We start from the raw sequence: 24,033 nt of genomic DNA, 5'->3' as shown, positions 1-24,033 counted from the left end.
AGATTTTATGAGTAAATTTTATATCGAGAAACGGGCGAATATACGCAAGCAAGCTTGCTAATGTCGCCCCTACGAACCAGCAATTAGATTGAGTTTAAAATAATAATTTATGTGAATTTATAGTGCTAATTTTAATTTACTATAAAAATAAATAATAAGGAATAATTAGAATGCAAGGTTTATCAATACTTCTCGCTACGCTTATTGGAGCTTATGGGGCATTTTCTGCTCTTAAATACTTAACTTTGTCTCTAGAAAGCCAAAATCGATTAAAACATCCAACTAATCCTATTCGTAAAATAACAGAGCAAGAAAAAGCGTTTTTATCCCCCCATTTAACTATTCATTCTTTGTCACTGGTTTCTGATCAGGTTTATCAGCTTGATAAGGCAAAAATTACCTTTGCAAAATTATTTCTTCCAAGAATGAAGAAAACAAGCGTTAAAATGCAGGCTGACGGCATTAATATCTTTTTTCCTTATCCTTTAGATAATTTTTTAATAGCAGAAAATACCATTGAATACGTGGTGACTAAAGTTGGGCGTGAACTGTATGCGACCGCTATATCAGTGAATGGGCATAATTTTTTACAACCAAATATTGAATTATGGGGATTTAAACCAGAAGCAAAAGTTTTATCTACTCGTAATGAAAGCAAAATAGAATATCGTGTTAGACAAAGCCAAATAAGTTATGGTTGGGGGCTGTTTTATTTCTGTTTAGCGTTGTTATTTTGTTTGATGAGTTTAATGTCTGAACAAATGCTTTTTTTAAATATATGGCAAAGTGCAGCGGTGATTAGCATAGTGTTGATGATTGATAGTGTACTAAAAACAAAATCCAAAAATGCTGTTGTAAAAGAAGTAAAAAGGATTAAAGGTACACCAAAATTTTTGCCAACTAAACACTTAGAAGATGTCAGAGTAACCCTATCAACTTACTTTGTTGGTTTAAATTTTCCGACTACAGAAGGTTATAAAAATCAATTAAATGATAAAAATAAAAGCCAACAAGAGAGTACCGAAGCAGAAGTGGTATTTGATGAAAAGAGTAAGCATTACACCTTATTAAGTGTTGCAAATGGTTTATCCGTAGAAGAGCATTATAAAAACTACCCACCAAGACCAAACGATCGTTTAGGGGCATTTTCTTTTTTTGCTGTGTTATGGTTTGCTCTATTTTATTTCACCACACCGCCATTATTAGAAAATATTACTGCTGTAGAGCATTATTTATTTAAAAATAATCATCAAATATTGACGAAAGAGGATGAGTTATTAAATGCAAAGAGAGGCGATTATATTGATTTTATTGATTTAGCAAATAATATTGATGTAGAAATTGATCATTCAAATCAACTCGATCCTAATGCTATTCGTATTTTTCCTAAAGAGCAACTACAACTACCACAAGATTCTGATGAACTCATTGCTTTAGCAGAAGGTGATTTTTTTGAAATAGAAAACAGTTACTCACGTTTAAAGGATATTTATTTTTCAAGAAAATACAGTGGATTGAAAAATAATTTATCTCAACCACCAGAACAAGAAATTATATCTAGCTATTCAATGGGTTCTGCACCTGTGGTTAAAATTATTGAACCAAATAACCTGCTGAATTTATTAGATAAAGTATGTTCAGAGAAACTCACAAATTCTTGTGAACAGCTATATCAAGATTTAGCACAACAATTTTCAACACCCCAAAATTTGTATTTAATTCATCTTTATCAAGACTATAAAAATAAGCCACTTCCTGTTGCAGAATTTAAACAATATTTTGGTTATGAACGGTTATTAACATTACAACAAACGGTAAATGGTTTACGTAATACGGTTATGCACTGGGCAAATCAACATAGACAAAAAAATAAACAAATTAAAGATATTGCTAATCTTACTCAGGCTCGTGGGGGGATTATTTTAAAAAGAGAAAGCATTTTAAATGAAATCGTGCCTTATAGTTCTTTTGATACCATAATGGAAAAAATTCAAAAGGTGCAAAAGAGGCAGAATACTAAAAAGAGTATTGCAGGCGTGATCAGTAAGGTTTCTACTACAAAAGGTATTTTAACTCTTGATCTCATAAGACCAACCAAAGTATATAACAGACATTCTATAACCATAGTTGTGGCTAAATGTTTGATTTTTATCGTAATGTTATTGGTGCTTTTATCTTATATTTTTCCAGCAAGGTATCCTAAAAGCAATATTAAAAAATAAGCGGTCACTTAATTGAATAAATTTACCAAATTTAGAATGAGGTGAAGCGGTATTCTTTTCTATTTAAGCGGTACGATTTTCCCCTAAATTTGCAAATTTATGGTAGGATCGCACCGCTTTATTATTTATAGAACAACAATTAGAAAACAAACAACAGATTATGAAATTTATTATTAAACTTTTTCCTGAAATTATGATTAAAAGCGATTCAGTGCGTAAACGCTTTATCAAAATTTTAACCAGCAATATCCGTAATACCTTAACTAAACACGATGAAACTGTGACAGTTGTGCGTAATTGGGATTTTATTGAAGTCCGCACCAAAGATGAAACAAAAAAACAGCTTGTGTTAGATATGTTGCAACGCACCTCCGGGATTCACCATATTTTAGAAGTGGAAGAAACGCCTTTCACAGATATGCACGATATTTTTGAGCAAACTTATTTAGCGGTACAAGATCAGTTAGAAAATAAAACCTTTTGCGTGCGTGTAAAACGTAAAGGAAAACACGAGTTCCGTTCGATTGATTTAGAGCGTTATATTGGCGGTGGATTAAATCAGCGTATTGAATCTGCAAAAGTAAAATTAACCAAGCCAGACGTGACGGTTCGTGTTGATATTGATCACGATAAAATGTTATTTATTAGAGAACGCTATCAAGGGCTAGGTGGCTATCCTATCGGTACGCAAGAAGATGTGCTTTCTTTGATTTCTGGTGGTTTTGATTCGGGTGTTTCAAGTTATATGCTATTAAGACGTGGCTCTCGTGTGCATTATTGTTTCTTCAATTTAGGTGGAGCAGCCCACGAAATTGGCGTAAAACAAATGGCGTATCATATTTGGAGCCGTTATAGTACATCTCACAAAGTGCGTTTTATTGCGGTTAATTTTGAAGATGTGGTCGGTGAAATCTTAGAAAAAGTTGAAAATGGTCAAATGGGCGTAATTTTAAAACGTATGATGGTGAGAGCAGCGAGTAAAGTTGCTGAGCGTTTTAATATTGAAGCGATTGTAACCGGAGAAGCCTTAGGACAAGTTTCAAGCCAAACCTTAACCAATTTACGTTTAATTGATAAAGCCTCCGAGCGTTTAGTGTTACGCCCTTTAATTACCCACGATAAAGAACAAATTATCGCTATGGCGAAACAAATTGGTACCGATGATATTGCCAAAAGTATGCCAGAATTTTGTGGGGTGATTTCTAAAAATCCAACGGTTAAAGCGATTGAAAGTAAGATTTTAGAAGAAGAAAATAACTTTAATTTTGAGATTTTAAATCAAGCGGTTGAAAATGCCGATGTGTTAGATATTCGAGAAATTGCAGCTCAAACAGAAAAAGAAGTAGTGGCTGTTGAAACAACTTCTGAATTTAGTGACAATGATATTGTCTTAGATATTCGTAGCCCTGAAGAAGTGGATGAAACCCCTTTTACTTTAGAGAATATTGAAGTAAAGCAGTTACCTTTTTATAAATTATCTAATCAGTTTGGTGAATTAGATCAATCTAAAAATTATTTACTTTATTGTAGTCGAGGCGTGATGAGTAAATTACAAGCACTTTACTTAAAAGAGAAAGGTTTTATGAATGTGAAAGTGTTTAGAAATATCACTAGGTAAAACAAGCGGTTACATTCATTGAAAAATTTACAATTATTTAAAGGGAATAAAGGAAAGATAGCAATGAAAAAAACAAAAATTGTATTAGCAACAGGCAATCTTGGTAAAGTAAAAGAAATGCAAGATGTGTTGAGTGAGTTTGGTTTTGAGGTTATGGCTCAAAGTGAATTTGGCATAAGCTCACCTGAGGAAACAGGGCTCACTTTTGTTGAAAATGCAATTTTAAAAGCCCGTTATGCAAGTGAAAAGACAGGTTTACCTGCACTTGCTGATGATTCAGGTTTATCTGTTGAGGCGTTAAATGGCGCTCCAGGTTTATATTCTTCTCGTTATGCAGGAGAAGAGGGAAATGATGTGGCTAATCGTAAAAAATTAATCGAAGATTTAACTGATATTGAAGAGAATAAACGTGGGGCAAAATTTGTGAGTTGTATTGCTTTCTTACAACATCCGATGGATCCTACACCTAAGATTGCAGTAGGGGAATGTTTTGGTGAAATTTTACGAGAAGAGCGTGGTACCAATGGATTTGGTTATGATCCGTTATTTTTCTATCCACCTAAAAATTGTACTTTTGCAGAGATGGAAAGTGTAGAAAAGAAAAAAATCTCTCATCGAGCAATGGCACTTGATTCATTAAAAAAACAGTTAGGTAAATAAGCATTTTTTTAATAAGGGATGGTTTTGGAGAAAAATTTGCAAAATCTTGAAAAGATCACACCGCTATTTTGGGAGCATAAAAGCTTAACTGAAATGAATAATGCAGAATGGGAAGCATTATGTGATGGTTGTGGTAAGTGTTGTTATCGTAAATATATTCAAGGACGTGGTAGGAGAGAGAAACTCTATTTTACTCGAATCGCTTGTAATCAACTTGATGTGGAAACAGGGCGATGTATGAATTATATGACACGTTTCCAATTAGAAGATGATTGCACGAAACTCACCAAAAAGAACCTACCTGATTTTAAATGGCTACCCTCAACTTGTGCTTACCGTTTACTTTACGAGGGCAAACCTTTGTTTGATTGGCACCCTTTAATTTCTAATAGCCAGCATTCAGTCAGAAATGCCAATATTTTAATTAAAAATGGCATTCACGAAAAAGATGTGATTGATTGGTTTGAGTTTGTGATTGAAGAAAAATAAAAGGAAATAATCAAATGATGAAATTAGATTTAAAACAAAAACATATTATTATTCAACGACGATATGAAATGCTAGGTGCAATTAACGATTTGTTTATTGCGATTTGGTTTTTGATTGGAAGTTTTTTCTTTTTATCAGATTCTTTGGTAACAAGTGGTACTTGGTTATTTATTGTGGGAAGTGCACAATTATTGATTAAACCTACCTTAAAACTTATTAGTTTGATTCATGTAAGAAAAGTTTATGAGAAACAGGGTAGTGCTTCGACAGGCTCAGCAACCATATAAACGATAAGCTAATAATGCCCAAAAGCACTGATTAGAATAATGATAACTTTATCATCAATAATTTCATAAACCAATCTATGCTCTTTATCAATTCGACGAGAATATATTTCTCGTTCTGCATAATGTTTTAGGCGTTCGACTTGCCCTGTACCACTGCGTGGGTGTTGTTCTAGTTCATTAATAAACTGATTGATTTTTTTGAGTAATTTTTTATTGCCGTGTTTTTTATGTTTTTTTAAATCATCAATATATTTATTAGTTGGGGTTAATGTGTACTGCATTATTACCCCTGATGAAGGGCTTTTAGATCTTCCATAGACATTGGTTTTAATCCACTCTCTAGTGATTTATCAATCATTTCATAAAATTCTTGCTCTGTCATTTTTGTATTCTCCTTTGGAAGAGAAATAGTGATCGAGCGGTTTTGTACCGTATGGCTCATAAACATATTAAACAAACTTGTTGGTGTTGTGTGCATTTCTTTAACAACACGATAAAAAGCCTCTTTTAGTTCTTTGTCTGTTTTAAAATTAATGGCTACTTTACTCATTTTTAATCTCCTTTGTATTGATAAAGTCATTATATTATAATGACTTTGGCGTGATATTCAAATATATTTTAAATTTTTGTAGATGCAGAGTATATTCTGTCGTCATATTGTTTTATTTCTATAATTTGTCACTATTATAAACTGAATTTAGTTTCAAAAATTGTTATACTTAGCCACAAAATTTCACTTTAAATTTACAGAAAGATAAAATGACAACAGAAATTAACTATGAAGGCATTGAGCAAATGCCAATTAAACGCTTTACTGAAGAGGCGTATCTCAATTATTCAATGTATGTAATTATGGATCGTGCCTTGCCTTTTATCGGTGACGGTCTAAAACCTGTACAACGCCGTATTATATATGCGATGTCTGAATTGGGGTTAAATGCGTCTGCAAAATATAAAAAATCTGCCAGAACAGTCGGGGATGTGTTAGGTAAATTCCATCCGCACGGTGACAGTGCCTGTTATGAAGCAATGGTATTAATGGCTCAGTCTTTTTCTTATCGTTATCCTTTGGTTGATGGGCAAGGAAACTGGGGAGCACCAGATGATCCGAAATCCTTCGCTGCAATGCGTTATACGGAATCTAAATTATCTAAAATTTCAGAACTATTATTAGGTGAATTAGGACAGGGAACCGTTGATTATCAGCTTAACTTTGATGGTACCTTAGAAGAACCAAAATATTTACCCGCTCGTTTACCCCATATTTTATTAAATGGCACGACGGGGATTGCAGTAGGTATGGCAACAGATATTCCGCCTCATAATATTAACGAATTAGCCGAAGCCAGTGTAATGTTATTGGATAATCCAAAATCAACCCTTGATGATTTATTAACTATTGTACAAGGTCCTGATTATCCAACAAATGCAGAGATTATTACCCCAAAAGCAGATATTAAAAAAATGTATGAGCAGGGGCGTGGTTCAATTAAAATGCGTGCAGTGTGGGAAAAAGAGGATGGTGAAATTGTCATTACAGCTATTCCACACCAAGCCTCTCCTTCTAAAATTATTGAGCAAATTGCGACTCAAATGCGAAATAAAAAATTGCCAATGGTTGATGATATTCGAGATGAATCTGATCACGAAAATCCGATCCGCCTTGTGATCGTGCCAAGATCGAATCGTGTTGATTTTGAAGGGTTAATGGGGCATTTATTTGCAACTACAGATTTAGAAAAAAGCTATCGTGTGAATATGAATATGATTGGCTTAGACGGTAAACCTGCTGTAAAAAGTTTAGATACGATTTTAACTGAATGGTTGGCATTCCGTCGTACAACTGTGACTCGTCGTTTAAATTATCGTTTGGATAAAATTTTAAAACGTTTGCATATTTTAGATGGTTTGTTAGTTGCGTATTTGAATATCGATGAAGTGATAGCGATTATTCGTAATGAAGATGAACCGAAAGTAGAGTTAATGAAACGCTTTAACTTAACGGATATTCAAGCAGAAGCAATTTTAAATTTACGTTTACGCAATTTAGCAAAATTAGAAGAACACGAATTACAGTCTGAAAAATCAAAATTAGAAGAAGAGCGAGATCATTTACAGTTAATTTTAGGTTCAGAGCGACGTTTAAGTACCTTGATTAAAAAAGAAATTCAAGCTGATGCGAAAACCTTTGCAAGCTCACGTCGTAGCCCTATTGTGGTACGTGAAGAAGCAAAAGCAATTTCAGAAAGTGATTTAGTACCAACTGAACCTGTGACGGTGATTTTATCGGAGCGAGGTTGGGTACGTTGTGCGAAAGGACACGATATTGATGTACAAGGTTTAAATTATAAAGCAGGGGATGGCTATTTGTCTCACGCTTATGGTAAGAGTAATCAACCTGTGGTCTTTATTGATAGCACAGGACGTTCTTATGCGGTTGACCCTTTATCACTGCCATCAGCACGTTCTCAAGGTGAACCGATTACAGGAAAAATCACCTTGCCAGATGGTGCGGTTATTGAGCAAGTCTTAATGGCTAGCCCTGAAACCAAAGTATTGATGACATCAGATTCTGGTTATGGTTTTATTTGTAAGTTTGAGGACTTAGTGTCTCGTAATAAAGCAGGTAAAGCGGTGATTTCTTTATCCGAAAATGCAAAAATGTTACCACCGCAATTGATTGAAAATGAGGAAGAGTTATCCATTGTTGCAATGAGTAGTGTGGGACGAATGTTAGTTTTTTCTCTGAATGATTTACCGACTCTCTCAAAAGGTAAAGGGAATAAAATTATCAATATTTCAGCAAAAGCAGCTAAAGAGCGTTCTGAATTATTAGCACGAGTATTATTAATTAAACCAACAAGCACCTTAGTGTTCCTATCTGGAAAACGTAAGATTAAGCTAAAACCTGCAGATATTGATAATTATCGAGGTGAGCGAGCAAGAAAAGGCTCACAACTTGTGAGAGGTTTAAGTGCGAATGTTGCTGTTGAAATTGTGGATTAATTTACAATAATTTTATGCCCTTAAAGTGGGTAATATTTGCGTTCTTTTTTATGCTTATTAAAATAAGCACATTTTTTATATATTATGTAACTATTTTTGAACTTTCAGCTTTTTTTATACACTAAGAGGTGTACAGTAAATAAAGATGGAGAGTTTTTAGGAGAATCAAACTCAATGAGTGAACAACAAACCGATCAGGAATTGGTCGAACTTGCACAAAATGGTAACAAAAAAGCCTTCAATTTATTGGTTATACGTTATCAAAACCGAGTTGCAGGATTACTCACTCGTTATGTTGCACAAGATGATATTCCTGATATTGTACAAGAATCATTTATTAAGGCTTATCGAGCTTTGAATACTTTTCGTGGAGAGAGTGCGTTTTATACTTGGTTGTATCGAATAGCCGTGAATACAGCTAAAAACCATTTAACATCATTAGGACGACGTCCTCCGAGGGAAGATATTTTAGCAGAAGATGCTGAAAGTTATGATAGCGGTACTTATTTAAGAGAAATGGACACCCCTGAAAATATGGTGTTGTCCGATGAACTTAAAAAAGTCGTATTTGAAACAATTAATAACTTACCCGATGAGTTAAAAAGTGCTATCACTTTACGAGAACTTGAAGGGTTAAGTTATGAAGAAATAGCAGAAGTAATGCAATGCCCTGTGGGAACGGTTCGTTCTCGAATCTTTAGAGCAAGGGAAGCTATTGACGCTAAAATCAATCCATTGATACACTAGATAAAAACAAATTGGAGTTAATTATGCAACAGAATGAGAACCTTTCTGCTTATATAGATGGGGAGTTAGTAGAAGGTAACTTTACTGAGGCGTTATGTTCATCAGCAACACTACAACAAAAATGGAAAAACTACCATACTGTTCGTAGTGTAATGCGAGGTGAAGACATTATTTTAGGTAATGATTTTTCAACAAAACTGGAAGCATTACTTGAGAATGAGACCATTGAAGCTCAACCTAAAGGAAAGTTATTAAAATTAAGACCTTGGGCTGTCTCGATTATGCAAGCAGGAATTGCAGCTTCAGTTTGTTTTGTGGCAGTGTTGGGTGTTAATATGGTTAAAAACACGCAAGATAACGGTGACATAGCACAGGCTCAACCAGTATTACAAACTCTGCCATTTACCAATGCTGCTCAACCAGTCAGTTTAAATATTCAAAAAATGGATATAGAAAAGCAGAAAGAGCAAGAGAAACAAAAGAAATTGGCAAAAGAAGCTGAGCAACAGCCTTAGTTAATTAAAATAGTGAGATTTATAGAAGCCACCTTATGTTATATTAAGGTGGTTTTTTAATTCAAAAAAAGAGATAAAAATGAGTGATATATTAGATAATATTTATATAGTTTTAGTGGAAACTTCACACAGCGGCAATATTGGTTCTACTGCACGGGCGATGAAAACAATGGGGTTATCTCAATTGCGTTTAGTTAATCCTTTACAGCCCATTGATGAACAGGCTATCTCATTAGCTGCAGGTGCAAAAGATGTGCTGGAAAACAGTTGTATCTTTGATTGTTTTGATGATGCGATTGCAGATTGCCAGTTAGTCGTAGGAAGCAGTGCAAGATTACGCCATTTACAATCTACATTAATGAATCCTCGAAACGCAGGGGAATCGGTTGTTGAGCGAGCGAAACAAGGGCGTGTTGCTGTTATATTTGGACGAGAGCGAGTAGGTTTAACTAATGAAGAATTATTAAAATGTCATTATCATTTGAATGTACCAACCAATCCTGAGTATGGCTCTTTAAATTTGGCAATGGCAGTACAATTAGTTAGTTACGAAATTAGAAATGCTTACCTCAGTTTAGAAAAATTGCAAAAAGATCAAACAAAGTCACCGCTTGTGGAGTATCCAACAGCAGAGGCATTGGAATATTTTTTTCAACATACTGAAAAAGTATATCGAGATCTTGGATTTATTAAAAATGATGCGATGATGCTTAAATTACGTCGTTTATATCAACGAACACATTTGGAAACAACAGAACTAAATATATTAAGAGGGATGTTAAGTGCAATAGAAAAGTCTTAGAGCAGTTATCACTCTTATTGTATTTTAAGTAATAAATATCCTTTACCGCGTGATGTTTTAAACCAAGAAAGATTATCTGTTCGTTTAGGTAATTTCTTACGTAAATTGGATATATGCATATCTATAGCACGATCATAAGGCGTCAACTTTTTATTCAATACCTTAGTACTTAACGTTTCTCGAGAAAAAATCTGACCCGGTGATTTAACAAACATTTTTAATAGCATAAACTCTGTCATCGTCAAGTTTAAGTCTCTTCCTTGATATATCGCCTGTTGACTATTCAAATATAATTTAATCCCACAAAATTCAATTTTATTACTATTACTTAAAGTAATAGAAGAGGTTCTGCGTAAAATAATTTTGATGTAAGCAATCAGTTCTCGTGAGTTAAAAGGTTTGGTTAGATAGATGTCTGCTCCTGATTCTAAAAATAGAATATGATCGAACTCGGGATTTTTGTCACTCAATATCATTATTGGTGTATCACAACAATCACGAAACTGTTTGAGTATTTCAAGATGTTCTGATTTAGGGATAGTAATATTGAGTAAAACAAAATGGTAGTGTTGAGTTTTAATTTTGTCTAAAGCGCTATGAGTATTATCTACTACATCAGTATCAAAATTTTCCATTGAGAAAAGCGCCATCAATGATTGAAGGTGCGTTATATCGTTATTAATGAGTAGTATTCTTCGCATACTTATTGTCCGTTTATCATTAAAATAAAAAGCAGATTAAATATAACGAATTTTAGCGGTTTAAGCTAATATTTTTTACTGTTATTAAGGAATAATTATCAATATCAAAGAATGTGTTGTTATAGTAAAAAGTTGACTTTTATAAAAAATTTTCGTATGTTAAAAAAAAGTGACAAATATTTAATTTTTGTTTAATTGTTTTGATGCTTTTTTTATGTTTTTATATTTTAAGAAAGAATAAATTAAATGAGGAGAGTATTAAAATGGAATCCAAAAAACGAGCCTTAATCACAACAATTTGGTCTGCAGAATCGAGTTGGAAACCGAGAACTATCACGTTAATTGTACTGTGCCTTTCGTTACTTATTTTTGGTATTGGAGATGGTTTATTACTTTTAGCGTCTTTAGGCTCTTCTCCTTGGACGGTTCTTGCACAGGGAATATCGTTAAAAACGGGAGTGAATATTGGTATTGTTACACTATTAATTAGTTTGTGTGTAATGTTAACGTGGTTACCTTTTAAGCAAAGACTTGGACTCGGTACCCTATTGAATATGGTATTAATTGCTTTAGGATTAGGTCTTACAGCACAGTTTATTGCACCACCTGAAGGAATGCTATTAAGACTGGTGTTTGCTATTTCTGGTATTGTTATCATTGGTGTTGCTTCCGCATTTTATTTAACTTGTCATATGGGAGCAGGGCCAAGAGATGGTTTAATGGTGGGCATTTACCAATTAACGGGCTGGAAAGTCGCATATATTAGAACTTCTATCGAAGCTATCGTATGTTTTCTTGGATGGTTATTAGGTGGTGTCGTTGGTATTTCAACATTACTCTTTGCTTTTGCAGTTGGTTGGGTTTTACAAATCAGTTTACATTTTATTACTCGTTATTTTTCTGCAACACAACAACCTAAATAATAAGAAAAATTTATTTAGGCAATTGATAAATTTGATAAATTAATTCATTTTAAATCTTAAAAATGTGATCTATACCAAGTTTTTTTTCAAAATATAGTGGTAATATATAGACAGTTAAAATTGATGTAGTCAATGTAAGGAGTTCATTATGTATAAGCATATCTTAGTTGCAGTAGATCTTTCTGAAGAGAGCCTCATTTTATTGCGTAAAGGGGAGCAGGTTGCAAAGGCTTGTAATGCAAAATTATCAATGATCCATGTGGATGTCAATTTTTCTGATCTTTATACTGGATTGATCGATATTAATATGGCGACAGTTCAAGATAATGTAGTAGAAGAGACTATACAAGTTTTAAATGAACTTTCAGGTCAGGTAGAATATCCAGTCTCTGAACGTTTGAGTGGAACAGGAGATTTTAGTCAGGTACTACAAGATGCTGTTGATGAATATGATGTTGATTTATTAATCACAGGGCATCACCAAGATTTTTGGAGTAAATTAGTTTCATCGACTCGCCAAGTGATGAATTCAATCTCAGTAGATATTTTAGTCGTACCTTTAAAGGATGATTAGCAATTGATAAATAATGGATTAAATTCATAAGTTTTATATAGACAGACTGCTTGTCTTAAGTGTTGGCAGTCTGTTTTTTTGTTAAATTGAATACAAAATGGGCTTTATAGGCAATTAGTATTTTATAAAACGTCTCATTTATGCCAAAATAACGCCTTTCAATTTATTTTAAAATATTAGAGTTATTACCAATGAAAACGACTTCACAAATTAGACAAGCTTTTTTAGATTTTTTTGCAACTAAAGGACATTCAGTTGTATCTAGCAGTTCGCTTGTTCCAGAAAATGACCCTACACTACTGTTTACAAATGCAGGAATGAACCAATTTAAAGATGTTTTTCTAGGAACAGATAAACGTAGCTATTCTCGAGCCACCACTCCGCAACGCTGTGTTCGAGCAGGTGGAAAACATAATGATTTAGAAAATGTTGGCTATACTGCGCGTCATCACACTTTCTTTGAAATGTTAGGTAATTTTAGTTTTGGGGATTATTTTAAGCAAGATGCTATTCATTTTGCTTGGGAATTTTTAACTTCACCACAGTGGCTTGGTCTAGCTAAAGAGAAATTATGGGTAACGGTTTATAAAACAGATGATGAAGCTTATGACATATGGCTCAATGAAATTGGTGTGCCTGCAGAAAAAATAATCCGTATTGGGGATAAAAGTGAAGCGGAACCTTATAACTCAGATAATTTTTGGCAGATGGGGGATACAGGTCCTTGTGGTCCTTGTTCTGAAATTTTTTATGATCACGGAGAGCATATTTGGGGTGGCCCTCCAGGAAGTCCTGAAGAAGATGGTGATCGCTATATTGAAATTTGGAACTTGGTTTTTATGCAATTCAATCGTCAAGCAGATGGCACAATGGAGAAACTGCCAAAACCGTCTGTTGATACAGGTATGGGATTGGAGCGTATAAGTGCTGTATTACAACATGTTAATTCTAATTATGAAATTGATATTTTTCAAAGTTTAATTAAAGCGGTTGCTGAATTGTTAAATGTGACAGATTTGGATAATAAGTCATTACGAGTTATCGCTGATCACATCCGTTCTTGTGCTTACCTGATTGCGGATGGAGTAATGCCATCGAATGAAGGTCGTGGCTATGTGCTTCGTCGAATTATTCGTCGAGCAGTACGTCATGGAAATCTTTTAGGTGCAAAATCAGCTTTCTTCTATAAATTAGTTAGCACCCTTGCACAAGTAATGGGACAAGCAGGAAACATTCTAGTTGAAAAGCAAGCATTTATTGAAAAAACCTTAAAAGCAGAAGAAGAGCAATTTGCGAGAACATTGGAAAGAGGTTTAAGTTTACTCGAGAATGAATTAACAAAGGTAGATAATAATATTTTATCAGGAAAAGTTGCCTTTAAACTTTATGATACTTATGGTTTTCCACTAGATTTAACCGCTGATGTTTGTCGTGATCGTGATATTACTATTGATGAAGCTGGCTTTGATGAAGAAATGAAAGCTCAGCGTGAGCGAGCGAAAGCAAGTAGTAATTTTGGTATGGACTACAATAGTGTGATTAAAATGGAAGGTTCAACCCTTTTTGAGGGTTATACTAAAACAGCATTAGAAGAATCCAAAGTCATCGGATTATTTTGTAATGGAAAAGCCGTTGATTGCATTCAATCTGGTGAAAATGCAGTGGTTGTTTTAGATCGCACGCCATTTTATGGTGAATCTGGGGGTCAAATCGGTGATAGCGGTGAGATCTTAACAGAAATTTGCAAATTTACAGTGAATGATACTCAAAAATATGGTGATATTTTTGGACATATTGGGCAGCTTGAATCTGGCTCATTATCAGTGGGTGATGTTGTTAAAACTCAGATTAATGAAGAACGCCGTCACGCTGCGACATTAAACCACAGTGCAACACATCTACTTGATGCAGCGTTACGCAAAGTTTTAGGAACTCACGTTGAACAGAAAGGTTCGTTAGTTTCAGACGAAATGTTGCGTTTTGATTTTTCTCAACCTGAAGCAATGAGTAAATCACAGATTGAACAAATCGAATCTATGATTAACCGTGAAATTCGTAACAATGTTGAAGTTACCACTGAAATTATGGATATTGAAACGGCAAAACAACAGGGTGCGATTGCATTATTTGGTGAAAAATATGGCGAAAAAGTACGTGTAGTCAAAATGTCAGAATTTTCAATCGAACTTTGTGGTGGTACTCACGTAAAACACACTGGGGATATTGGTTTCTTTAAATTAATTTCTGAAGAATCCATTTCAGCGGGTGTCCGTCGAGTAGAAGCTCTTACTGGTGATAAGGCGATTGAATGGATACACAATCAACAAAAAATTCTACGTCAAAGTACCGAAATATTAAATACAAATAGCAATTTATTGGTTGAAAAAATTCAGCAATTACAAGATAAAACAAAACGAGCAGAAAAGGAATTACAGCAGCTAAAAGAGAAATTAGCCTCTCAAGCAGGCGCTGATTTAGCAAAACAAGCAGAATCAGTTAATGGTGTAAATGTGATTATTAAACAGTTAGAAAATGTTGAAACAAAAGTATTAAGAACGATGGTTGATGATTTGAAAAATCAATTAGGATCTGCTGTTATTGTTTTTGCTTGTGCTACAGGAGAAAAAGTTAATTTAGTTGTAGGTGTTTCTAAAGAAATTACCTCTAAAATTAATGCTGGACAACTTGTTAATGAGATGGCTCAACAAGTAAGTGGTAAAGGAGGCGGACGACCTGATATGGCAATGGCGGGAGGTTCTCAGCCTGAAAATATCACGTTGGCTCTAGCAAAAGCAAGAGAGTGGATTCAAGCAAAATTATAAAGTAGAAACTTCTGTTTGATATCTGTTAAATATTACTTTATTAAAGGAGAAAGATTATGCTTATTCTTACACGTAAATTAGGTGAAAGCTTACTAATTGGTGATAATGTTGAAGTAACAGTTTTAAGTGTTCGAGGAAATCAAGTAAAACTCGGCATTAATGCACCAAAAGAAGTATCAGTACATCGAGAAGAAGTTTATAAGCAAATTAATGAGTCGGCTAAACAAGCTCAATAAAATAGTTAAATTTGCAAAAAAAGTATAAAATCATACCGCTTATTTTATAGGCGGTTTTGGTTTATTGTTAATTTTAAGGATCAAAAATGAAAGTGATCATTCCAGTCGCTGGCTTAGGAACGAGAATGTTACCTGCCACAAAGGCAATTCCTAAAGAAATGTTAACCATTGCGGATAAGCCTTTAATTCAATATATTGTGAGTGAATGTGTGGCGGCTGGTATTAAAGAGATAGTGTTAGTGACACATTCTTCTAAAAATGCAATAGAAAACCATTTTGATACATCCTTTGAATTGGAAACGATGTTAGAAAAACGCGTCAAACGTCAACTTTTAGATGAGGTGCGATCTATTGTTCCAAAAGATGTTACGCTTATGCACGTAAGACAAGGACACGCTAAAGGTCTTGGACACGCCGTGTTATGTGGTCGAGCGGTGGTTGGAGATGAACCTTTTGCAGTGGTGCTTCCTGATGTATTGCTAGCTGACTTTTCAGCAGACCAAACTAAAGAAAATTTAGCGGCAATGCTTGCTCGTTTTAACAAAACTGGTAATAGCCAAATAATGGTTTCACCTGTTTCTCAAAAAGAAGTGAGCAGCTATGGTATTGCAGATTGTGGTGGCACAGATTTAGAGTCAGGTCAAAGTACTAAAATTGTTAAAATCGTTGAAAAACCGAAAATTGAAGAAGCGCCTTCTAATTTGGCAGTGGTGGGGCGGTATGTATTTTCGAGTAGCATTTGGCAACTGTTAGAAAAAACACCTATTGGTGTGGGTGATGAAATTCAATTAACTGATGCCATTGATATGCTTATTGCAAAAGAAACGGTGGAAGCATTTAGAATGAGTGGAAAAAGTTTTGATTGTGGTAACAAACAAGGCTATGCGAGTGCATTTGTTGAATATACACTTCATCACCCTGAATTAGGGAAAGAATTTAAGGAATATTTAAGTTCTCTTAACAATTCTTTATAAATTATTGTACAGTCATCCTCTATTTTCCGTAGAAAAACGGAAAATAGAAGTGTACATAGATAAAGATTTTTTGTCTAAAGTTTTATATAATTTATTGATAATAAAAGTAATTTTAACTTTTTAATCTCTGTTTTTTTACTCCTCAAATAAAAAATACAAAGCGGTACGATTCTTCTTAAAATTTGCAATTTAGTATTGTAGAAAAAAATAACAATAAAAATTAGCGAGTTATTTCAAACTGTAGGATAATAGTAAATTATGAATTATATCTGTGAAAATATTATGCTGATTTGTCCCCATTGCAAAAATAAACTGTACCTATCTGAAAAATCATATCGTTGTGAAAATAACCATTGCTTTGATCAAGGAAAAGCAGGGGATCTTAACTTATTATTAGTCAATCAAAAACGTAGCAAATCACCTGGTGATAGCCGTGAAATGGTAAACGAACGTCATAATTTTTTAGAAAGTGGAGCTTATTCACCTATTTCTGAACTATTAGCAAAAACAGTGATGAAATTGACACAAGGAGAACCGAAGGTTATTGCTGATGCAGGTTGTGGTGAAGGCTACTATTTACGTCAAGTTCAACGCCTTTGTTTCTCTGCTTTAGACTATTTTTATGATAATGGTGGTCAGTTTGTTGGTTGGGATATTTCTAAATTTGCAGTTCAAAAAGCAGCAAAATCGGCAAGTTTTTCAGCATTATGGCTTACGGCAAGTAACGCCCATATTCCATTAGCAGATAATAGCGTGGATGTTTTAATTAGTGCATTTGGTTTTGAGGTGGCAGAAGAATTTGCTCGTGTATTAAAGCCAAATGGTTATGTGGTTACCCTTGATGCGGGAGAAAAGCACCTGTTATCTTTGAGAAAAGTGATTTATCCAATGATCAAACCTTTTCGTGAAAAGCCATTATTAGATGACTCTTTGTTTCGTTGTATAGAAAAAGATTATACAACCTATCATACCTTGTTAAATAAAACCCAACTTTCACAATTAATGATAATGACGCCTCATTTGTACAGAGCAACTTATGAAGGAAAAGCTGCTGTACAAAAACTTGATGAGTTAGAGATTGAGGTTGATGTTCAGTTACGAGTCTATCAACGCAATATTTAGAAAATAATAGCGAATAAATTTTTTAAAATATCTATAAAAATACTTGCAATAGTAAAAAAAACGCCTATAATCTTCCACTATCAGACGCGGGGTGGAGCAGCTTGGTAGCTCGTCGGGCTCATAACCCGAAGGTCGTTGGTTCAAATCCAGCCCCCGCAACCAGCTTTTTTAAGCTCATTTTCTTGTTTGAAAATGGGCTTTGTTTTTATTGAAACAAGATAAAAACATATTTTAAAAAGTCCCAAACAATTGTTGGGACTTTTTTGTAGGAATTTAATATTGTTGACTATTTTTCTAAGAAGGAGCTTATATAGCTCTTTTTTTATACTTAATTATTAGGAGGTATCTTTGGCCACATTAGAGCAAAAGTTACAACAACTTACACAAGATTCCATTGACGCAATGGGATTTGAGTTAGTTGGTATTGAAACACAGCGAGCAGGACGTTTTTTAACTGTACGTATTTATATTGATAAAGAAGGCGGGGTTACTGTTGAAGATTGTAGTAGTGTCAGCCGTCAAGTTAGTGCAATTTTTGATGTTGAAGATCCTATTAGTGATAAGTATAATCTAGAGGTTTCCTCACCTGGTTTGGATCGCCCACTATTTACGCTTGAGCATTATCAACGCTTTATTGGAAGAGGTATCACCATTCATCTTCGTATCCCTATGCTTGATCGTCGTAAATGGCAAGGTGAATTAGTGAGTATAGAAAATGATGTAATTACATTGAAGGTTGAGAATGAAATGCATAGTTTTGTATTTGGTAATATTCAAAAAGCCAATTTAATTCCAGTTTTTAATTTTTAATTTTTAATTTTTAAAAGGTATCATAAGATGAGTAAAGAGATTCTATTAGCTGCAGAAGCAGTATCTAACGAAAAACTATTACCAAAAGAAGCAATATTTGAAGCACTTGAAACAGCTCTTGCTATTTCAACAAGAAAGAAAAAAGAATTAGACGTTGATGTGCGTGTAGTGATTAATCGTAAAACTGGAGATTTTCAAACCTTCCGTCGTTGGACAGTTGTTGAAGAAGTACATAATACGACTCGTGAAATGAGTATTGAAGCAGCACAGTATGACGATCCAACAATTCAATTAGGCGATGTGATTGAAGATGAAATTGATTCTATTCCTTTTGATAGAATTACGATGCAAACGGCTCGTCAAGTTATCACTTCAAAAATTCGTGAAGCAGAACGTAATAAAGTAATTGAGCAATTTCGTGCTCAATTAGGTTCTATTATTAATGGAACAGTTAAGAAAGTAAATCGTGAACAGATAATTTTAGATTTAGGTAGCCAAGCAGAAGCCGTGATTGTTCGTGAAGATATGTTACCTCGTGAAAATCTTCGTCCAGGTGATCGTATTCGTGGTGTTTTATATGAAATTAAACCTGAATCAAAAGGACCTCAATTATTTGTTACTCGCTCAAAACCAGTAATGCTTGAAGAGCTATTTAGACTTGAAGTACCTGAAATTGGCGAAGAGTTGATTGAAATTAAAGGCGCCTCTCGTGATCCTGCTTCTCGTGCAAAAATTGCAGTGAAAAGCAATGATAAACGTATCGATCCTGTTGGTGCTTGCGTGGGTATGCGTGGCGCGAGAGTTCAAGCGATTAGTAACGAGTTAGGCGGTGAGCGAGTGGATATCGTGCTTTGGGATGATAACCCAGCACAATTTGCTATCAATGCAATGGCACCTGCGGATGTTGTGTCAATTGTGGTTGACGAAGATACTCATACAATGGATATTGCTGTTGAAGAGACTGCTCTTGCTCAAGCTATTGGTCGTAATGGTCAAAATGTTCGTTTAGCAACACAGTTAACAGGCTGGACATTAAATGTAATGACAACAAAAGAGCTGGATAAAAAACATCAAGCAGAAGATGATAAAGTATTACATTTGTTTATGGAATCTCTTGAAATTGATGATGAGTTTGCACAACTTCTTATTGATGAAGGATTTTCTTCATTAGAAGAAATTGCTTATGTACCTCTTGATGAAGTTACTTGTATTGAAGGACTTGAAGATGTAGATTTAGTTGAAGAGCTACAAGAACGAGCAAAAGCAGCGATTACTCAACAAGCAATGCTTGAAGAAAAAATGTTGGAAGAGGCTCATATCGAAGATAAATTACTTAATCTTGAAGGTATGGAGCGTCATATTGCATTTAAACTTGCAGAGAAAAGTATTATAACGCTGGAAGAGTTAGCTGAACAAGGTATCGATGATTTATCAGATATTGAAGAGCTATCTTCAGAAAAAGCAGGTGAGCTAATTATGGCTGCACGTGAAATTTGTTGGTTTAGCTAATTGTTGTAAGGAGAATTAAAATGACAGAAGAAAAGAAAACACCTAAAAAATTGAGCTTACAACGTCGAACTAAAACGACTGTAAGTGGAACGACCTCTGGTGGTCGTGCAAAACAGGTTCAAGTAGAAGTGCGTAAATCTCGTAAAATTGATGTAGAGGCAGCAAAAGCGGCTAAGCAAAAAGAATTAGAAGAAGCCAAAGCAAAAGAGATCGCAGCTAAAGAAGCTAAATTAAAAGCAGAGAAAGAAGCGAAGGCAAAAAAAGAAGCAAAAGCAGCGGCTGAAGCCACTAAGGCAAAAGAAGTTAAAAAAGAAGCTTCTCCTAAAAAGGCTAAGAAAGCCTCTAAAGCAGATGAAAAGAAAGCGGCAAAATTGAAAGAAGAAGAAGAGTTTCATCGTAAACAAGAAGCGTTACTTCTTCAAAAAGCTGAAGAAGCAGCTAAAAAAGCTGCGGAGGAAGCACGTCGTTTGGCTGAATCTGCATCAAATACCACTAATGATGAACCAAAAACGGAATCTGATGATTTTGAAGATGCGCGTTTTACATCTAATTATGCTCGTGAAGCTGAATTTGATTCTGAGCGTAAAAGTGAAACGCCACGAGGTCGTAAAAAAGCGAAAAAAGCTGCTCGTAATGAAGAGTCTAAAAAGAACGAAAAAGAAGAAAGTCGTCGTAATTTAAAAGGAAATCTAAAGGTCGGTAAAGGAAAGCGTAATGCTAAGAAGAGTAACTCTTCAATTCAGCAAGGCTTCACTAAACCTGCTCAACCTGTTACACGTGATGTTGTAATTGGTGAAACAGTGACGGTTGCAGAACTTGCTAATAAAATGGCAGTTAAAGCAACAGAAGTCATTAAAACAATGATGAAAATGGGTGCTATGGCAACCATTAACCAAGTGATTGATCAAGAAACAGCACAGCTTGTTGCTGAAGAAATGGGACACAAAGTCGTACTTCGTAAAGAGAATGAACTTGAAGAAGCGTTAATGAGCGATCGTGATCTTAATCTTGAAAAAGTAAACCGTGCTCCTGTTGTGACTATTATGGGACACGTAGATCACGGTAAAACGTCATTATTGGATTATATCCGTAAAGCAAAAGTGGCTGATGGTGAAGCAGGTGGTATTACACAACACATTGGTGCTTATCACGTTGAAACTGATGATGGTAAAATGGTGACTTTCTTGGATACACCAGGACACGCCGCCTTTACTTCAATGCGTGCACGTGGTGCTAAATCAACGGATATCGTTGTTTTAGTTGTTGCCGCAGATGATGGTGTAATGCCACAAACTATTGAGGCAATTCAGCACGCAAAAGCGGCAGGTGTACCTCTTGTTGTTGCAGTAAATAAAGTAGATAAGCCTGAAGCAAATCCTGATCATGTTGAACAAGAGTTGTTACAATATGAAGTTATCTCTGAAAAATTTGGTGGAGATATTCAGTTTGTACACGTATCAGCAAAACAAGGTACGGGTGTGGATGATTTATTAGATGCTATTTTATTACAATCAGAAGTACTTGAATTAACAGCTGTTAAAGAAGGTATGGCAAGTGGTGTTGTGATTGAGTCTTACTTAGATAAAGGTAGAGGCCCTGTTGCGACCATACTTGTACAATCTGGTACTTTAAATAAAGGCGATATTGTACTTTGTGGCTTTGAATATGGTCGTGTGCGTGCGATGCGTAATGAAAATGGTAAAGCCGTTGAATCCGCAGGTCCATCTATTCCTGTAGAAATTTTAGGACTTTCAGGTGTGCCAGCTGCTGGTGATGAAGCAACTGTCGTTCGTGATGAGAAAAAAGCACGTGAAGTAGCTTTATATCGTCAAGGAAAATTCCGTGATGTGAAACTTGCTCGTCAGCAAAAATCTAAACTAGAAAATATGTTTACCAATATGACTGAAGGTAATGTTTCAGAACTTAATGTCATTGTTAAAGCAGATGTTCAAGGTTCTGTGGAAGCGATCTGTCAATCTCTAACAGATCTTTCAACGGAAGAAGTGAAAGTAAAAATTGTTGGTTCTGGTGTGGGTGGAATTACTGAAACAGATGCAACATTAGCCGCTGCATCTAATGCAATTCTAGTTGGTTTTAATGTTCGTGCTGATGCTTCTGCTCGTCGAGTCGTGGAAACTGAACATTTAGATTTACGCTATTATTCGATTATTTATGAACTATTAAATGAAATTAAAGCTGCAATGACGGGTATGCTAGCACCAGAGTTTAAACAAGAAATTATTGGTCTTGCAGAGGTTCGTGATATCTTCCGTCACCCTAAATTTGGGGCGATTGCAGGTTGTATGGTCACCGAAGGTATTGTAAAACGTAACAATCCTATTCGTGTATTACGTGATAATATTGTTATTTTTGAAGGTGAATTAGATTCATTACGCCGTTTCAAAGATGATGTAAATGAAGTACGTAGCAATATGGAATGTGGTATGGGTGTGAAAAACTATAATGATGTTAAAGTTGGCGATCAGATCGAAGTTTTTGAAATCATTGAAGTTAAACGTTCAATTTAATTAACAATATCGTAGAGACAGGGCATACTCTGTCTCCTTTAATAAGCAGTCAGATTTATCAAAAAATTTGCAAATTTTTTATAAGATCTTACCGCTTGTTTCTCATCAAAGGATATAAAAATGGCAAAAGAATTTTCTAGATCAGATAGGGTAGCACAAGAGTTACAAAAAGAAGTGGCGATTATTTTACAACGAGAAGTAAAAGATCCTCGAGTTGGAATGGTGACCGTTTCAGATGTAGAGATTAGTCGAGATCTTGCTTATGCAAAAATCTTTGTAACATTCTTATTTGACGAAGATGCAAGTGTTGTGGAACGTGGTCTGGAAGGTTTAAATAAAGCTTCTGGGTATATTCGTAATTTAGTCGGTAAAGCAATGCGTTTACGTATTGTTCCAGAACTTCGTTTTGTTTATGACGAATCTTTAGTTGAAGGAATGCGAATGTCTAATTTAGTCACAGATGTTGTACGTAAAGATAAAGAAAAACACGCAGGGGACTAATTGTGGGTAGAAGACCTCGTAAAAAGGGCAGAGATATTAACGGTGTATTTTTACTAGATAAACCTCAAGGTATGAGCTCTAATCATATTTTACAAAAGGTAAAAAGTGTATTTAATGCGAATAAAGCAGGACATACAGGCGCCTTAGATCCATTAGCAACAGGTATGTTGCCGATTTGTTTTGGTGAAGCGACTAAATTTTCTCAGTTTCTTTTGGATTCGGATAAGCGATATATTGTTACTGCAAAACTGGGAGAGCGAACAGATAGCTCCGATGCAGATGGAGAGATCGTTCAAACTCGTGCTATTGAGGTTATACAATCACAGATTATCGATGCTTTAGAGCAATTTCGAGGTAATATTTTACAAGTACCCACAATGTTTTCCGCATTAAAACATAACGGAAAACCGCTTTATGAATATGCAAGGGCAGGTATTACCATTGAGCGAGAGGCTCGTCCAATTACTATTTTCGAACTTAACTTTATAAGTTATGAAGAGCCTTATTTAACCTTAGAAGTACATTGTTCAAAAGGCACTTATATTCGTACTTTAATTGATGATTTAGGTGAAAAATTAGGTTGTGGAGCCCATGTGACTGTATTGCGAAGAATTGGTGTCGCAACTTATCCAGCGTCAAAAATGATGACTTGGGACAAATTACAAAACCTAGCTGAAAGTCATTCGTTAAGTGAGTTAGATCAATATTTGTTACCTGTAGACAGTGCCGTAGCCACTTTACCTAAACTATCACTGAATAGTGAACAAACAAAAGCAGTCGGTTTTGGGCAACGTTTAAAATTGATGAACGATCAACAAATTTTCGGACAGGTTCGTTTGTTCTCTGCCACAGATTGTTTTCTTGGTATCGGAGACGTTGATAAAAATAATATTCTTAGACCAAATAGAATGATTAATAGCGTTCATAGTGACATTGTTTAAATGAATTGCTAATATTAATCGCAGTATAAAATTGTAAGGAAAAAAT

At 34.8% G+C, this 24,033-nt stretch carries 23 protein-coding genes and 1 tRNA gene; 21 read left to right on the top strand and 3 right to left on the bottom strand.

Features of this window, described 5'->3' with window-relative positions; translation table 11 throughout:
* Positions 1-170: 170 nt before the first annotated feature.
* The 5 genes from A6B44_RS04680 to A6B44_RS04660 all read left to right on the top strand — a co-directional run bounded on the left by A6B44_RS04680 (position 171) and on the right by A6B44_RS04660 (position 5,276).
* On the top strand, positions 171-2,222 hold the full coding sequence (locus tag A6B44_RS04680) for a hypothetical protein (RefSeq protein WP_090920958.1): 2,052 nt from the start codon (positions 171-173) through the stop codon (positions 2,220-2,222).
* A 160-nt stretch (positions 2,223-2,382) separates the two neighbouring features.
* Positions 2,383-3,840 (top strand): tRNA uracil 4-sulfurtransferase ThiI, encoded by a 1,458-nt coding sequence (thiI, locus tag A6B44_RS04675; RefSeq protein ID WP_090920956.1) that lies wholly within the window; start codon positions 2,383-2,385, stop codon positions 3,838-3,840.
* A gap of 63 nt (positions 3,841-3,903) precedes the next feature.
* Positions 3,904-4,500, top strand: a complete 597-nt coding sequence (gene rdgB / locus A6B44_RS04670; protein WP_090920953.1) for an RdgB/HAM1 family non-canonical purine NTP pyrophosphatase — start codon at positions 3,904-3,906, stop codon at positions 4,498-4,500.
* Positions 4,501-4,518: 18 nt separating this feature from the next.
* Positions 4,519-4,989, top strand: a complete 471-nt coding sequence (locus A6B44_RS04665; RefSeq protein ID WP_090920951.1) for a YcgN family cysteine cluster protein — start codon at positions 4,519-4,521, stop codon at positions 4,987-4,989.
* A 14-nt stretch (positions 4,990-5,003) separates the two neighbouring features.
* Positions 5,004-5,276 carry a YrhK family protein gene (locus tag A6B44_RS04660; RefSeq protein WP_218061396.1) on the top strand — a complete coding sequence of 91 codons (273 nt, stop codon included), beginning with the start codon at positions 5,004-5,006 and terminating at the stop codon, positions 5,274-5,276.
* Positions 5,277-5,284: 8 nt separating this feature from the next.
* Here the strand turns inward: A6B44_RS04660 and A6B44_RS04655 are convergent, their stop codons facing one another.
* Together A6B44_RS04655 and A6B44_RS04650 are read right to left on the bottom strand one after the other, a co-directional pair.
* On the bottom strand, positions 5,285-5,557 hold the full coding sequence (locus A6B44_RS04655) for a Txe/YoeB family addiction module toxin (RefSeq protein WP_176673465.1): 273 nt from the start codon (positions 5,555-5,557) through the stop codon (positions 5,285-5,287).
* A gap of 2 nt (positions 5,558-5,559) precedes the next feature.
* The gene (locus A6B44_RS04650) at positions 5,560-5,826 is read right to left on the bottom strand and encodes a type II toxin-antitoxin system RelB/DinJ family antitoxin (protein WP_176673464.1); all 267 of its coding nucleotides are present in this window, start codon (positions 5,824-5,826) and stop codon (positions 5,560-5,562) included.
* Between the two features lie 209 nt (positions 5,827-6,035).
* Here A6B44_RS04650 and parC point away from each other — a divergent pair, with 209 nt between their 5' ends.
* From parC to trmJ, 4 genes are all read left to right on the top strand, one after another.
* Positions 6,036-8,282, top strand: coding sequence for a DNA topoisomerase IV subunit A (gene parC / locus A6B44_RS04645; RefSeq protein ID WP_090920945.1), 2,247 nt, complete (start codon positions 6,036-6,038; stop codon positions 8,280-8,282).
* A gap of 174 nt (positions 8,283-8,456) precedes the next feature.
* Complete coding sequence (gene rpoE, locus A6B44_RS04640; protein WP_090920943.1) at positions 8,457-9,029, top strand: RNA polymerase sigma factor RpoE; 573 nt, start codon at positions 8,457-8,459, stop codon at positions 9,027-9,029.
* Between the two features lie 23 nt (positions 9,030-9,052).
* Complete coding sequence (locus A6B44_RS04635) at positions 9,053-9,544, top strand: sigma-E factor negative regulatory protein (protein ID WP_090920941.1); 492 nt, start codon at positions 9,053-9,055, stop codon at positions 9,542-9,544.
* 79 nt (positions 9,545-9,623) lie between these two features.
* Entirely contained in the window at positions 9,624-10,346 is a 723-nt protein-coding gene (gene trmJ, locus A6B44_RS04630) for a tRNA (cytosine(32)/uridine(32)-2'-O)-methyltransferase TrmJ (RefSeq protein WP_090920940.1), read from the top strand.
* 14 nt (positions 10,347-10,360) lie between these two features.
* On the opposite strand, the gene A6B44_RS04625 is transcribed toward trmJ, so the two are convergent.
* On the bottom strand, positions 10,361-11,047 hold the full coding sequence (locus A6B44_RS04625; protein ID WP_090920938.1) for a winged helix-turn-helix domain-containing protein: 687 nt from the start codon (positions 11,045-11,047) through the stop codon (positions 10,361-10,363).
* A gap of 263 nt (positions 11,048-11,310) precedes the next feature.
* Between A6B44_RS04625 and yczE the strand changes: the two genes are divergently transcribed.
* The 12 genes from yczE to truB all read left to right on the top strand — a co-directional run bounded on the left by yczE (position 11,311) and on the right by truB (position 23,987).
* A complete protein-coding gene (gene yczE / locus A6B44_RS04620) occupies positions 11,311-11,970 on the top strand; it encodes a membrane protein YczE (RefSeq protein WP_090920936.1) in 660 nt (219 codons plus the stop codon).
* A gap of 148 nt (positions 11,971-12,118) precedes the next feature.
* Entirely contained in the window at positions 12,119-12,544 is a 426-nt protein-coding gene (locus A6B44_RS04615; RefSeq protein WP_090920934.1) for a universal stress protein, read from the top strand.
* Between the two features lie 191 nt (positions 12,545-12,735).
* On the top strand, positions 12,736-15,366 hold the full coding sequence (gene alaS / locus A6B44_RS04610) for an alanine--tRNA ligase (protein ID WP_090920932.1): 2,631 nt from the start codon (positions 12,736-12,738) through the stop codon (positions 15,364-15,366).
* 56 nt (positions 15,367-15,422) lie between these two features.
* Positions 15,423-15,602, top strand: a complete 180-nt coding sequence (gene csrA, locus A6B44_RS04605) for a carbon storage regulator CsrA (RefSeq protein WP_090920929.1) — start codon at positions 15,423-15,425, stop codon at positions 15,600-15,602.
* 86 nt (positions 15,603-15,688) lie between these two features.
* A complete protein-coding gene (gene galU / locus A6B44_RS04600; RefSeq protein ID WP_090920928.1) occupies positions 15,689-16,576 on the top strand; it encodes a UTP--glucose-1-phosphate uridylyltransferase GalU in 888 nt (295 codons plus the stop codon).
* A 258-nt stretch (positions 16,577-16,834) separates the two neighbouring features.
* The gene (locus A6B44_RS04595) at positions 16,835-17,698 is read left to right on the top strand and encodes a putative RNA methyltransferase (protein ID WP_090920926.1); all 864 of its coding nucleotides are present in this window, start codon (positions 16,835-16,837) and stop codon (positions 17,696-17,698) included.
* An 85-nt stretch (positions 17,699-17,783) separates the two neighbouring features.
* A tRNA-Met gene (locus A6B44_RS04590) sits at positions 17,784-17,860 on the top strand.
* Positions 17,861-18,046: 186 nt separating this feature from the next.
* Positions 18,047-18,508 carry a ribosome maturation factor RimP gene (rimP, locus tag A6B44_RS04585; protein WP_090920924.1) on the top strand — a complete coding sequence of 154 codons (462 nt, stop codon included), beginning with the start codon at positions 18,047-18,049 and terminating at the stop codon, positions 18,506-18,508.
* 27 nt (positions 18,509-18,535) lie between these two features.
* Positions 18,536-20,017: a transcription termination factor NusA gene (gene nusA, locus A6B44_RS04580; RefSeq protein ID WP_090920922.1), complete on the top strand. Its 1,482-nt coding sequence runs from the start codon at positions 18,536-18,538 to the stop codon at positions 20,015-20,017.
* A 20-nt stretch (positions 20,018-20,037) separates the two neighbouring features.
* A complete protein-coding gene (gene infB / locus A6B44_RS04575) occupies positions 20,038-22,545 on the top strand; it encodes a translation initiation factor IF-2 (protein WP_090920920.1) in 2,508 nt (835 codons plus the stop codon).
* 120 nt (positions 22,546-22,665) lie between these two features.
* Positions 22,666-23,046, top strand: a complete 381-nt coding sequence (gene rbfA, locus A6B44_RS04570) for a 30S ribosome-binding factor RbfA (RefSeq protein ID WP_090920918.1) — start codon at positions 22,666-22,668, stop codon at positions 23,044-23,046.
* Between the two features lie 2 nt (positions 23,047-23,048).
* Positions 23,049-23,987 (top strand): tRNA pseudouridine(55) synthase TruB, encoded by a 939-nt coding sequence (gene truB, locus A6B44_RS04565; RefSeq protein ID WP_090920916.1) that lies wholly within the window; start codon positions 23,049-23,051, stop codon positions 23,985-23,987.
* The last annotated feature ends 46 nt before the right edge of the window (positions 23,988-24,033 follow it).

Origin of the sequence: Pasteurella skyensis (assembly GCF_013377295.1) — a bacterium.
GTDB lineage: Bacteria > Pseudomonadota > Gammaproteobacteria > Enterobacterales > Pasteurellaceae > Phocoenobacter > Phocoenobacter skyensis.
Note: the sequence above shows the minus strand (reverse complement) of the source record. Positions and strands in the feature narration are given on the sequence as shown.

What these genes read in the sequence shown, in the direction of transcription:
- rpoE (WP_090920943.1), top strand. Translation starts at nt 8,457, where the DNA reads ATGAGTGAACAACAAACCGATCAGGAATTGGTCGAACTTGCACAAAAT.
- A6B44_RS04635 (WP_090920941.1), top strand. Translation starts at nt 9,053, where the DNA reads ATGCAACAGAATGAGAACCTTTCTGCTTATATAGATGGGGAGTTAGTA.
- A6B44_RS04595 (WP_090920926.1), top strand. Translation starts at nt 16,835, where the DNA reads ATGAATTATATCTGTGAAAATATTATGCTGATTTGTCCCCATTGCAAA.
- csrA (WP_090920929.1), top strand. Translation starts at nt 15,423, where the DNA reads ATGCTTATTCTTACACGTAAATTAGGTGAAAGCTTACTAATTGGTGAT.
- galU (WP_090920928.1), top strand. Translation starts at nt 15,689, where the DNA reads ATGAAAGTGATCATTCCAGTCGCTGGCTTAGGAACGAGAATGTTACCT.
- A6B44_RS04625 (WP_090920938.1), bottom strand. Translation starts at nt 11,047, where the DNA reads ATGCGAAGAATACTACTCATTAATAACGATATAACGCACCTTCAATCA.
- thiI (WP_090920956.1), top strand. Translation starts at nt 2,383, where the DNA reads ATGAAATTTATTATTAAACTTTTTCCTGAAATTATGATTAAAAGCGAT.
- infB (WP_090920920.1), top strand. Translation starts at nt 20,038, where the DNA reads ATGACAGAAGAAAAGAAAACACCTAAAAAATTGAGCTTACAACGTCGA.
- A6B44_RS04680 (WP_090920958.1), top strand. Translation starts at nt 171, where the DNA reads ATGCAAGGTTTATCAATACTTCTCGCTACGCTTATTGGAGCTTATGGG.
- parC (WP_090920945.1), top strand. Translation starts at nt 6,036, where the DNA reads ATGACAACAGAAATTAACTATGAAGGCATTGAGCAAATGCCAATTAAA.
- A6B44_RS04615 (WP_090920934.1), top strand. Translation starts at nt 12,119, where the DNA reads ATGTATAAGCATATCTTAGTTGCAGTAGATCTTTCTGAAGAGAGCCTC.
- trmJ (WP_090920940.1), top strand. Translation starts at nt 9,624, where the DNA reads ATGAGTGATATATTAGATAATATTTATATAGTTTTAGTGGAAACTTCA.
- alaS (WP_090920932.1), top strand. Translation starts at nt 12,736, where the DNA reads ATGAAAACGACTTCACAAATTAGACAAGCTTTTTTAGATTTTTTTGCA.
- A6B44_RS04665 (WP_090920951.1), top strand. Translation starts at nt 4,519, where the DNA reads ATGGTTTTGGAGAAAAATTTGCAAAATCTTGAAAAGATCACACCGCTA.
- yczE (WP_090920936.1), top strand. Translation starts at nt 11,311, where the DNA reads ATGGAATCCAAAAAACGAGCCTTAATCACAACAATTTGGTCTGCAGAA.
- A6B44_RS04655 (WP_176673465.1), bottom strand. Translation starts at nt 5,557, where the DNA reads ATGCAGTACACATTAACCCCAACTAATAAATATATTGATGATTTAAAA.
- A6B44_RS04650 (WP_176673464.1), bottom strand. Translation starts at nt 5,826, where the DNA reads ATGAGTAAAGTAGCCATTAATTTTAAAACAGACAAAGAACTAAAAGAG.
- rdgB (WP_090920953.1), top strand. Translation starts at nt 3,904, where the DNA reads ATGAAAAAAACAAAAATTGTATTAGCAACAGGCAATCTTGGTAAAGTA.
- A6B44_RS04660 (WP_218061396.1), top strand. Translation starts at nt 5,004, where the DNA reads ATGATGAAATTAGATTTAAAACAAAAACATATTATTATTCAACGACGA.
- nusA (WP_090920922.1), top strand. Translation starts at nt 18,536, where the DNA reads ATGAGTAAAGAGATTCTATTAGCTGCAGAAGCAGTATCTAACGAAAAA.
- rbfA (WP_090920918.1), top strand. Translation starts at nt 22,666, where the DNA reads ATGGCAAAAGAATTTTCTAGATCAGATAGGGTAGCACAAGAGTTACAA.